The following is a 12,670-nucleotide window of genomic DNA, read 5'->3' as shown; positions in this document are numbered from 1 at the left end:
TTATTTTCCATCTTTTGATTTTAATTTTAGTGTTATTTTAAAAAATAATAACCTTATATACATTCTTCTATATTCATTATTTTTGGTTACATTTATTTTAAATACAGCTTGCGGATAATTTCTAATTCTAATAATCGATGTATATAACTTATATAATAAAGATATTAAAGAATATTTAAAAGAATTTCTTTCCCAAATACCTGAAGCATCTAATAAATTTAGATATAAGAAATTTAATATATTTAAATTTGATATATTAGAATTAAAATACTCTAAACTTTCTTTTGTGTATTTATCTTTATCTTCATTCAACAAATAGTTAAAATAACCGTCAAAGTTTTTAAATGGTTCTATAAAACTATATTTTAAATCCCTTATTATATATAATACCCAAGAAGATCTATATATATTCCAAACTTTTTTTTCTTTTAAAAAACTAACCACGGCATTGTAGGAAATATATAATTGTCTAAGATTGTTATTTAATTTATTAAAAGAAATAGTATTATTTTTTTTATTTTCTACTATAGCTGTAACAGCATTTGGGTTGTCTTGGTAATAATAATAAAATATGTCAGAAACACTTCTATAATTTTTTGTGTGAAATAATATGAATAAATTTAATATCCAATCATCAGCAACACTAATATGTTCTCTAGGCATATATTTAGCACCATTAATTGCTATATCTCTTTTGAATACCCTACACCACAATGTTCTTTTTTGTGCATCATTGAAAAACATTTTATCAAATGCAATTCTTTTACCATATAATTTAGAATCTTCTGGTATATGAAAACTATATTCCCAAGTTTTTTCGTCATCAGCATATACGCCATTAAAATATAATGCATCAAAATTTCTTTTTAAATATTTAAATATTTTATCATAACTGTCATCTACAATCCAATCATCACTATCTACAAAATGTACATATTTTCCAGTAGCATAAGATAATCCATTAATTCTGGTCCAAGCACTGCCTAAATTCTGCTCGTTTTTTATATATATTATTTTATTATTATTATATTGTTTTATAATTTCTTCACAATTTCCTGGTGAACAATCATTAACTATAATTATTTCAAAATTTTGAAATTTTTGATTTATTATACTATTAATACATCTGTTAAGATATTTTTCTGTATTATATACAGGAATAATTATTGAAATAAAAACAGATGGGGATTTTTTTTTAGAAGCATCTAATCTATATAGTATATTATCAAAAATATTATTCAAAATACTACCTCAATAAACTAAATAGTAAAAAATATATAATTCTACTATTATATAGTATGAAAATAAAATGTCAATATGGTATCAAATATTACTTTTACTAAATAATAATTCGTATTAATTGATTTTTTATATTAAAAATAATGCGTAATTTATAGTTTTTATCACAATAAATAAAAAAATAAGCTTTAAAATTTAAAATAAGATACTTCATTAACTATATTTTCTGTTTTTTCAAGTATATTATTACTTTCATTTGCCCCTTGTTCAGCTATATTTGAATTTGTATAATTAATATTATTAAGTTCAGTAACAGCAGTATTTATTTTTGACATACTTTCTTCTTCATCTTTTATAGATTGTAATATAGATACTAATATATCAGACATTTCATTTGCAAAAGTTTCTATTTCTTCCAATGCTTTAGAAGATTCTCTTACTGTAGTTTCTCCTACTTCTATTTTTTTTATAGTTTCACTTACTATAGTACTTATATCTTTTGCTGCACTGCTTACATTAGTAGATAGATTCCTTACTTCTGAAGCAACCACTGCAAATCCTTTACCTTGATCACCAGCCCGTGCAGCCTCAACTGAAGCATTGAGAGCTAATATATTTGTTTGAAAAGCTATTGATTCTATTATAGAAGTAATATTTGCTATTTTTTTACTATATTCAGATACTTCTATAACATTTTTAGCAGTATCTTTTATAGCATTTACTCCTCTTATTGTTGATTCCAACATATTATCACTTGTTTTTTTAGCATTGTCTGTATTAACTACTGTATCTTTTATAGATGAGAATACAAATTCTATTGAGCTTGTTAATTCTTCTAATGAAGAAGATTGTACAGAAACTCTTTGTGATAAATTTTTATTTCCATTATTTATTATTTCCATAGAACTATTAATGCCGTTAATTTCATTTTTTAAGTTATGAATAATGCTGCCTAATTTGTTTTGCATCATTTTCATTGCCCTAACTAGAGTTCCAGTTTCATTCTTTTTTTCTAATTCTTTTTTATTAAATGAGGCATTGAAATTTCCTTCAGACATAGATTCTACAATTTTTATTGTATTGTTTAAAGTGTTTGATATAGGTTTTGCTATTATTGTAACAAGTATTGACTCCATTAATATTAACATTATAAATCCTACTATCATAACAATAATAAGTCTAAGAACATTCCATTCTAAAATATCTATATTAGCTTCTACTATTAAATACCATGGAGTATTTTTTATGTTTGTACTCATATATAATTTTTTATTTTTTATAAATGCAAATGAATCGCTTCCTAAGATATCATTTTTATGGTCTGAAAATATTGCATTATTAAATATATTTTCTTTTAAAATAGCATTTTGATTTTTATGATAAAAATAAATTCCTTCTCCATTTATTAAACTTATATTATAATTGTATATCATTGCATTGGATAAAGTATCATTTGCAAGTTCATTAAATATTATATCTACACCTAATATTCCTCGCACTGTGTTATCAGAATTATAAATCGCTTTACTGAATGCTATGGCTAATGATTCTGTAACAACATCAATATATGGATTTGATATAAATATATTTGTAGTTTCTAGTGCTTTTATAAACCATTCTCTTGTAGTTTGATCATAATCTGATGGCAAAGGTGCACTATTAAACATTACTCCTCCATCTTTATATGGAACAGTTGTTGCAAAATATATATTTGCTATATCATTATCTCTTCTAACTATATTTGACATTATAGTAGGGAAATTATTTGTATAATATTCTGCTTCCAAATATGAAGAAAATATTTCCATTTGTTTCTTTATTGCATACATATTGTTGTCTAATGTATTGGATAATAATTTTGCATTATCTTTAGACATAGCAATAAAATCATTTTTATATTTTGGTATATATAAAGACAAAACTGCTATAAATATAACCATTATACAAATTGTATAAGGTATTATGAAGCTTAAAATAAGTTTATTTTTTTTGTATAAATTAATCATAAAAAATCCTTTGGCTGATTATATTATTAATGGAAAATAAAGAAACTGAGGACAATAACTGGAAATAATAATAATATGTATTAATATCCATATTTTTAGTATACTACAATAACTTTATTTGTCAATGATTATAATAAAATTTTTTTTATAATTGTTAATAATATTTTTATTGTTAATAGAAGTTAAAACTTGTTATATTTATATTTTTATATTAGAATAGTCAAAATGCAGTTTTATATAAAAATTGGAGCTTGAATAATGAATAATATTAAAGAAAAATTAAAAGAACTTATAAAAGAACAATATTTAATAATAGATGGTGCAACAGGTACAGAACTTCAAAAGAAAGAAATTAAAAAAGAATCTTGGATTATAAATGGAAATAATATAGAAGGTTGTAATGAAATACTGAATATAACTGCTCCAAATATAATGAAAGAAATACATATAGATTATTTGAATGCTAATGCAAATATAACAAAGACAAACAGTTTCGGAGCTATACCTTGGGTTTTAAGTGAATATGACATTGCAGATAAAACTTATGAACTAGCTAAAAGTGCTGCATTAATAGCTAATGAGGCAAGAGAAGAATATTTAAAAAATCCTAATTTAAAAGGAGATTTAAATAGAGATATATTTATTGCCGGCAGTTTAGGACCTGGAGTAAAACTTCCTAGTTTAGGACAAATTAGTTTTGATGAAATGTACAATGGATATACAGAAGCTGCAAGAGGATTAATAGATGGAGGTATTGATATAATACTTCTTGAAACTGCACAAGATGTTTTGCAATTAAAAGCTGCAATACTAGCGGTTAATGATACTGCTAAAAAACTTAATAAAGAAATTCCAATAATGGTATCTGTTACTATAGAAAAAGAAGGTACTATGCTTTTAGGTACAGATATAGAAACAGCATATACTATACTTTCAAATTTGGATATATTTTCTATTGGTATGAATTGCGGTACTGGTCCGGATATGGCAATGCGTCATATAAAAAGGCTTTCAGAAATATCATGTCTTCCTATATCGATACATAGTAATGCAGGACTTCCAGAAAATAGAGGCGGAAAAGCATATTATAGTATGACACCTGAAGAGTTTGCAAATATTAATAGTAAGTTTTTTGAATTAGACGGACTTGCATTTATAGGAGGATGCTGCGGCACTACTCCACTCCATATAAAGGCTTTGGCTGATAAAGTAAAAGGTATAAAACCTAAAAAGCCTATATTAGATAAACAAAGACCTTATATAGCAAGTTTATTTAATGTTGTAAGCATAAAACAAAATCCAGCACCATTAATGATTGGTGAAAGAAGTAATGCTACAGGAAGTAAAATATTTAGAGAACTTATGATTGCGGGCGATATGGACGGAATGCTTGATGTTGGTATAAAACAGGTAAAAGCAGGAAGTCATGCAATAGATGTTAATGCTGCTTGGGCTGGACGCGATGAAGTAGAAGATATTACAAAAATTATTTCTGCTTATGTTAAACAAATTTCTTTGCCTTTAGTTATAGATGCAATAAAGCCTAATGTTATAGAAGCTGCTTTAAAAGTGTATGGCGGAAAGCCAATAATAAACTCTGCTAATATGGAGCAAGGTGAAGAAAAATTTGATACTATATGTTCATTGGCTAAAAGATATGGTGCATCCATTATGCTTCTTACAATAGATGAAAAATCAATGGCATTTACTTGCGAAGATAAATTAAGAATGGCTGAAAGAATGTATGATCGTGCTGTTAATGTTCATAAGATACTGCCTCATGATATAATATTCGACCCTCTTACATTTACGCTTGCAAGCGGTGATGAAAAAAGCTTTTTAGCAGGAGTTGAAACTTTAAATGCTATTAAAGAATTATCAAAAAAATATCCTGAATGTTCTATAAGTTTGGGTGTATCAAATATATCTTTTGGACTTAAAGAAGAAGCAAGAAAGATAATGAATTCAGTATTTTTGTATGAAGCTATTAATCATGGCCTTACTACTGCAATTGTTAATGTAGCTCAAATACTTCCTCTTTCAAAGATAGATGAAAAAGAAATAGAGTTAGCAAGAGAATTAATTTACAATAAAAGTAATACTAAAGAACCTTTAATAAATTATATAAATCATTTCTCTGATAAAAAAGAAAAAAAAGAACTTAATAAAGAAGAAAATATCAAAAAGCCTATAAGGGAAGCTATAAGAGATGCTATGCTTGATGGTGAATGGAAAGATATGCAAAACTTACTTAATGAAGTGAAAGAAAATAGCGAAGAGTTTGGAGGAGAAAAGAAATTTGCACAGGCTATAATTGATGAAATACTTCTTCCTACTATGGCTGATATTGGTGTAAAATTTGGTGAAGGTACTATACAGCTTCCTTTCGTTTTAGGTTCTGCTGAAGTAATGAAGAAAAGTGTTGACTTCTTATCTGAATTTTTAGAGAAGAAAAAACAAGAAAAAACTGCTAAAATAATACTTGGTACTGTGGCAGGAGATGTGCATGATGTTGGTAAAAATTTAGTTGAAATCATCATAAAAAATAATGGATTTGAAACTGTTAATATTGGTACTAAAGTTCCTATAGAAAAATTTTTAGAGGCCTATCATGAACATAATGCAGATTGTATAGGAATGTCTGGGCTTTTAGTAAAATCTACTGAAGTGATGAAAGATAATCTTGCATATATAAGAGAAAAAGGTTTAAAAATACCTATTATACTTGGAGGAGCTGCACTTACAAAAGAGTTTGTAGAAAATGATTGTAAAAAAGTTTATGGAGATACTGCTAAAATATTTTACTGTAAAGATGGATTTGATGATATTTTAGCAATAAAAGAGATAATAGCTGACAGAGATAAAGAAAATAATAATTAAAGGACACTAACAGCAATGCCTGAAATAAATCATAAAAATCATGAACATTATATAAATAAACCTCCATTCTATGGAAGAAAAGTTTTTGAGTTCAACAAACAAATAGAAAAAGAAGCTTTTGATATGATTAACAAAGTACGTCTTTTTAGAGCAGGTTTCGGATATTCTACAAAGAATCAAGATATGGAAAAGTATAATGAAATGATTAAAACTAAAGTAGAACCTAAATACGAAGAAATGAAAAGTAATATCATAGAAAATAATTTAATTGAACCTGTAATGATTTATGGTTTTTATAAGACTATTACAGAAAATGATAAATTATACATATATAATGTAGATTTTGAAACTAATGAATTAAAGAATGAAAAAATAGAAATTCCTTTGGAGCGTATGGAAAAAGAACCTTATAATTCTATAGTAGATTTTTTTGATAAAGAAGAAGATACTATAGGTTTTACTTTAGTAAGCCTTGGAACAAAGTTTCATCAATTTTTAAAAAGTTTATATGATAATGATGAATATAAAGAATATTATTTCTATAATGCATTAGGAACACATATTATAGAAAATTATGTTGATATACTTCAAACTTATATGGAAAATTTGCTTAATTTAAAAAATAATGGTAAAAGAAAACATGTAGGCTGCAGATATTCTTTCGGATATAAAGCACTTTCAAATATGTACGGCAACAGAATTATTTTTGACCAATTAAAGCCAGGAGAATTCAATGTTATACTTACAGAAAGCTATATGATGGATCCTGAACTTAGTACATGTGCTATAATCTCATTTTGTGAAGATGCTTACTATTTTGCTAATTGATTTATTTTATATTTTTTAATAAGCTAACAACAAAATCATAATTATTCATACTCATAATATGCATTTTCTTATGAATTTTGACCATATCATTAAATAAATTAGTTGATAATTCTACTGCAACTTTTTTCTCTTCCTCAGGAGATTTATCGCTAGCCTCTTTTAATTTATTTAACCAAGTTTCTGGAATATAAGCACCTGGAAGTTTATAATATATAAAATATGCAGTTTTATAAGTAAGTATTGGAAAGAATCCAGGTACTAATACAGGTTTTTCTTTTAAAGGAAGTTCATCTATCCACTTTAATAATAACTCCAATCTTTCGGCTTCATATATAGGCTGAGTAAATATTGCTTTAACACCGGAATTAGCTTTTTTAGCAAGTCTTACTTTTAATGTATCATTATTTTTTGCATAACTGTTAATAACGCAGAATGGATATATTGGTTTTAACGGCTCTTTGAAAATAAATTCACCTAAACTTTTTCCTTTATTTAAATCTTTTATTATACTTATAAGTAATTCTGAATTTCCTTCAAATACAGCTTTTGCTTGTTTTTGATTGCCATTAGCTATAGCATCACCAGTAACAGCAAGCACCATTCTTATATCAAAATAATTAGCTCCTATTAAATCATTTTGTAAAGCTATTGAGTTTTTATCTCTCATTGTCTGAGTGGCAATGAAAGGTTTATTATTGTTTAATCTTTGCTGTAATTGCAATGCGGCAAGTATTGAAGATATTTTTAAATTAGCAAATGGTGAATCAGTAACCACAAATGCATTTATATAATCTGATATATTTGAATCATTTATTTTTTCTTCTATGTATCCTAAATCATATTTTGCTTGAGGTGATATTTCTAATGTAAATGTATATTCATCATTGTTTTCTAAAGTATTTATAAAGTTTTCTACATTATTATTCATAATTAATATTCCTAACATTATGTTTATTCATACTATAGTACTAAATAAATTAAAAAAGTCAAATAAAAAAAACATATTGCGGTTATAAATAAAAAGTTATATACTCTTTTAAAAATTGCTAATATAAAGAAGGTATTATGGATTGTGAGGTAAAGTCAAAGGAAACAGAAAAACAAGATAGAAAATTTAAACAATTAACGGAATCTAATGTGGAAGCTTTAGTTATAAAAATGGGGATACCAACTATAATTAGTATGCTTACAACATCATTCTATAATATGGCAGATACTTTTTTTGTAAGTAAAATTAATACTCAATCAACTGCTGCAGTAGGAATAGTATTTTCTATGATGGCAATAATACAAGCAATAGGATTTTTCTTCGGACATGGATCAGGTAATTATATTTCATTAAAACTTGGGGCAAAAGAAACAGAAGAAGCTTCAAAAATGGCAGCTACTGGATTTTTATCAGCAATGATAGTAGGTTTTATTATTCTTGTTTGCGGAATTATTTTTATTAAGCCTTTAGCATACATGTTAGGTTCAACAGAAACTATATTACCCTATTCTATTAGTTATATGAAATATATTTTAATAGGTGCTCCATATATGACAGCTTCACTTGTACTTAATAATCAATTAAGACTTCAAGGAAATGCAGTATTTGCAATGATAGGGTTAATAACAGGAGCAATTTTAAATATTGTATTAGACCCTATATTAATATTTCATTTTGATATGGGTGTAAAAGGTGCAGCTATAGGAACTATAATAAGTCAATTTGTTGGATTTTGTATACTTTTGGTAGGTACTAATGTATGGGGAACTTTGCCAATAAATATAAGAGATTTTTCACCAAGTTTGCAAAAATATAAAGCTATCGTGATAGGCGGGCTTCCAAGTCTTTGCAGACAGAGTATATCAAGTTTTTCTACAGCATTTTTAAATACTGCTTCTGCTCCATTTGGCGATGCTGCAATAGCTGCTATGTCTATAGTTAATAGAGTTGCTATGTTTGCCAATTCCGCTATTATCGGTTTTGGACAAGGTTTTCAGCCAGTATGCGGATTCAATTATGGAGCTAAAAAATATTCAAGAGTTATAGATGCTTTTTATTTTTGTGTAAAAATTTCAACATTTGTTTTATTAATATTAGCTATTATAATATATATTTATTCATCACAGATAGTTCATTTATTTAATGATAAAGATATAACTTTACTTGATGTAGCCAATAGAGCATTAAGATATCAGGCATTGAGTTTACCTTTATGGGGGATTATAACTTTATCAAGTATGATGCTTCAAACTACTAGAAAAACTATAAGAGCTTCTATTTTAGCTATAGCTAAACAGGGTATATTTCTTGTACCTATAATTTATATATTTCCAAAATTATTAGGAATAACAGGTATAGAAATTGCTCAGCCTTTTGCTGATTTATTAACATTTATATTAGCTTTGCCTCTTGGTTATAGTATGATAAAAGAAATGAAATTGGAAATTAATAAAGTTTGATATAATCTACCTATATATAAAATTAATACTTGCAGTTTTCCATTATAGGTATATAATATATATCATGGAAATAAAAGATTCTACAAGAAGTGCTTTGGTTAGAAAAGGAAATGAACTTTTTAATCAAAAAGATATAGAAGGTGCTTATAGATGTTATCTTACTGCTTCCTATTTTGGCGGTATAGAAAAAGTAGCTGATTATTATAATTTTGAAAAGAAAAATATAATAAAAGCTATGCAGTTGTATAGACTTATAATTAAAGAAGATTCAAATCTTGGCGGAAATGTAAGAGCTAAACAGAAATTGGATAAATTGTCAGAATCTATTGTTAAAGTTTTGAGAAAATGGTTGAAAGAAGATGAAACTTTTAATCAAAATAAAAACAATGACAAATTAGAATTAGATAGCAAAAATGTATTTCTTCCAAATAATTATAAAAAAAATAGCTTGGAAGATATTTTGAAAGCTAAAGAAGAATTAGATAAAAATACTAATACTGTAAATACTCAAAAAAGTCTTAATGAACTTCCGAATATAAAAAAACCTGTGTTTGAACAAATATATACGAACAAACAAAGTAAAAAATAAATGATAAGTAAAATAGGAGTTATTATTATGGAAAAAAATGTAGTTGAAATTGAAAATGCTCTTGCTTCATTATCATCAAAATTTTCTAAAAATGATACTTTAGTGATAATATTAGCGGCTGGTCATGGCAAAAGAATAAGAAGCTCTACATCTAAAATGCTTCATACTATATGGGGAGTGCCAAGTATAGAAAGAGTCAGACTAGCTGTGAAAAATGGTATGCCTAAAACTAATATTACTATAGTAGTTGGTATAAAGGCGTTAGATGTTGCTAATGCAGTGGGCAAGCAATCTAATACTAATTTTGCTTATCAGGAAGAACAAAGAGGAACAGGTCATGCTGTTAAAGTAGGACTTGAAAAGAGCGATTTAAAGAATATCAAGTATTGTTATGTAATATATGCTGATATGGGACTTATAGATTCTGAAACTATGAAGGAATTTCATGAAGAATTTTTGAAGTCTAAAACAGATATGATAGTTATGACTGCTATGTATGATGGTCCTAAAGGCAGTAACTATTATGGAAGAATACTCAGAAGCAGAGGATTAACTTCTGATGGAAATAAAAGTAAATACAGACAAGGTTCTCAAGGTAATGTTGTTGGTGTTATTGAATATAAAGATATTCTAGCAATGAAAGACGAAGAAAAACTTTATAAAATCTATAAAGATGAAAAATTTTCTTATGAAAAAGATGAATTGTTAGACAATTTTAATGAATATGTTGCTGGAATATATGGTTTCAAAATGAAGCCTTTAGAAGAATTGATACAAAAATTAGAAGCTAATAATGCACAAAATGAGCTTTATTTAACTGATTTAATAGAAATTTTTATTAATAATAATTTAACTATTTCTACTTATATGCCTAAAGACAATAGAGTTGTTTTAGGATTTAATGATAAAACAGTTCTAAAAGAAATGGAATCTATAGCAAGATCAAATGTTTATAATAAACTAAAAAATATAATTACTATATATGATGCTGAAGATTTCTTTATTGATGATTCTGTAGTAGAACAAATATTAGAAAGAGATAAAGATGAAAAACCTCTTGATATATATGTTGGAAAAGGTGCTTATATTGGAAAAGGTGTTACCCTTAATTATGGTGTAACAATATCTCATGGTGCTAAAATAGAGGGAAATGTACATCTTGGCGAAAATGCTTATATAGGAGATAATGTTTTTCTTTCTTGTTTAGAAAATCAGAAACTTATATTAGATAATAATGTTCATATTTATTCTGGCGATCAAATTAAGGGAAATGTTCATATAGGTGAGAATACAACATTGGAAAGAGGTGTTAATGTTACAGGAAGCAATAATCACCCTGTAAAAATAGGTTCTAATGTATTGATTAAAGGTGTAAGTTATTTATATGGATCTATTGTTGATGATAATGCTTATATAGAACATTGTATATTTTACTACTCTCATATTAAAGCATTGCTTGATGAAAAAGGTAATGTAATAAAATGCAGATTTATAAGACCAAAAGAAGAAGGTGTTGAATCGGTAGAAAAAATAGAAGATGGTAAAAAATCTAAGAAAAAGTAGTTTATTAATTGTTACTGCCCTAGTTTTTTTATATGCTAATTTAACAGGACAATATCAAAAAGAAGTAAAAAAAGATGCTCCCCCACTCACAGAGCATTATGTAAGAATGAGCGGATTTGAATCGCTTTCTACTTGGAGTATTGCATCTTTAAGAAAAGAACCGTATATTAGTGAATTATTTGTAGATGGCTATAATAATGTACATTTTGCATATTATGATGATTTACTTAATACTGCTGTATATGTTACAGGAAAAGAAGGTAAATTTACCAGAACTATATTAGACAATGATAGAGCTTTGGGAAATTTAATAAGCATTACAACAAATAATAGCAATATTCATATAGCATATAATAAAGAAAATAAAATACTATATGTCAATAATAATGCCGGCTATTTTAATAATTATGCTATGGATTTAAGGCAAAATAGAAAAATAGTTGATTTGCAATTGGTTATGTCAGCATTTTATTATCCAACATTATTTTTTATAGATAATAGAGGTACTTTATCTGTAACAAGATTCTATAGAGATAATTTTTTCTCTGATTTTGTTTATACCAATAATCCTGTTGATAGTTTTTTTGCTGTAGGTGAAAAGGACGGATATGCTCTTTATATGCATGAATATAAAACAGGAAACATTTTTTACGGTTCAAGAAAAACTAATACAGCATTCAAATTTTTTGATAATAGAGCTATTGTGACAAATGCAGGCATGTATTCTATAACTCATGAGGCCCATAATAGATTTAATATAGTATATTTAACCAAAGATAATCAGCAAACTATAAATTATACAAGGTTTTATGATGGTGTATTTACAAATGGAGTTATAACAACAGAAAATACTAATATAATTTCATTAGAATCAGCATTAAATTATGCAGCACAGATGATGGTTTTATATGCTAAAGAAGATGGTAATAAGTATTTATTTATGGACGATAGAATAATAGATTTATCTGTTTTAGGACCTAGCAGCGGTAATATGAGATTAATAGCTGCACAATATCCGTATTTGTATATAATATATTATAATACAGTCTTTAGTGAATTAAGAATGACGAAATTCAATATAAGTGATATTGAAAAATTGAAATAAGTCGATAATAAA

The 12,670-nt window shown here is 26.4% G+C and carries 9 protein-coding genes; 6 read left to right on the top strand and 3 right to left on the bottom strand.

Features of this window, described 5'->3' with window-relative positions; all coding sequences use genetic code 11:
- On the bottom strand, positions 1–1,242 hold the full coding sequence (locus tag Q0K52_RS00230; protein WP_297295253.1) for a glycosyltransferase family 2 protein: 1,242 nt from the start codon (positions 1,240–1,242) through the stop codon (positions 1–3).
- A gap of 185 nt (positions 1,243–1,427) precedes the next feature.
- Entirely contained in the window at positions 1,428–3,245 is a 1,818-nt protein-coding gene (locus Q0K52_RS00225; RefSeq protein ID WP_297295251.1) for a methyl-accepting chemotaxis protein, read from the bottom strand.
- Positions 3,246–3,503: 258 nt separating this feature from the next.
- Here Q0K52_RS00225 and Q0K52_RS00220 point away from each other — a divergent pair, with 258 nt between their 5' ends.
- Positions 3,504–6,125 (top strand): homocysteine S-methyltransferase family protein, encoded by a 2,622-nt coding sequence (locus Q0K52_RS00220; RefSeq protein ID WP_297295249.1) that lies wholly within the window; start codon positions 3,504–3,506, stop codon positions 6,123–6,125.
- 15 nt (positions 6,126–6,140) lie between these two features.
- The gene (locus tag Q0K52_RS00215; protein WP_297295247.1) at positions 6,141–6,953 is read left to right on the top strand and encodes a vitamin B12 dependent-methionine synthase activation domain-containing protein; all 813 of its coding nucleotides are present in this window, start codon (positions 6,141–6,143) and stop codon (positions 6,951–6,953) included.
- 1 nt (position 6,954) lies between these two features.
- Here Q0K52_RS00215 and Q0K52_RS00210 read toward each other — a convergent pair whose 3' ends face one another.
- The gene (locus Q0K52_RS00210; protein ID WP_297295245.1) at positions 6,955–7,881 is read right to left on the bottom strand and encodes a methylenetetrahydrofolate reductase; all 927 of its coding nucleotides are present in this window, start codon (positions 7,879–7,881) and stop codon (positions 6,955–6,957) included.
- Between the two features lie 137 nt (positions 7,882–8,018).
- Between Q0K52_RS00210 and Q0K52_RS00205 the strand changes: the two genes are divergently transcribed.
- From Q0K52_RS00205 to Q0K52_RS00190, 4 genes are all read left to right on the top strand, one after another.
- Positions 8,019–9,401, top strand: a complete 1,383-nt coding sequence (locus Q0K52_RS00205) for an MATE family efflux transporter (protein ID WP_297295243.1) — start codon at positions 8,019–8,021, stop codon at positions 9,399–9,401.
- Between the two features lie 64 nt (positions 9,402–9,465).
- Positions 9,466–9,990, top strand: coding sequence for a hypothetical protein (locus Q0K52_RS00200; RefSeq protein WP_297295241.1), 525 nt, complete (start codon positions 9,466–9,468; stop codon positions 9,988–9,990).
- A gap of 27 nt (positions 9,991–10,017) precedes the next feature.
- Positions 10,018–11,553 carry an NTP transferase domain-containing protein gene (locus tag Q0K52_RS00195; protein WP_297295239.1) on the top strand — a complete coding sequence of 512 codons (1,536 nt, stop codon included), beginning with the start codon at positions 10,018–10,020 and terminating at the stop codon, positions 11,551–11,553.
- A complete protein-coding gene (locus Q0K52_RS00190) occupies positions 11,528–12,658 on the top strand; it encodes a hypothetical protein (protein WP_297295237.1) in 1,131 nt (376 codons plus the stop codon). The genes Q0K52_RS00195 and Q0K52_RS00190 overlap by 26 nt, the downstream gene beginning before the upstream one ends.
- The last annotated feature ends 12 nt before the right edge of the window (positions 12,659–12,670 follow it).

The sequence above is a fragment of the uncultured Brachyspira sp. genome, assembly GCF_944390845.1.
GTDB classification, from domain to species: domain Bacteria; phylum Spirochaetota; class Brachyspiria; order Brachyspirales; family Brachyspiraceae; genus Brachyspira; species Brachyspira pulli.
Note: the sequence above shows the minus strand (reverse complement) of the source record. Positions and strands in the feature narration are given on the sequence as shown.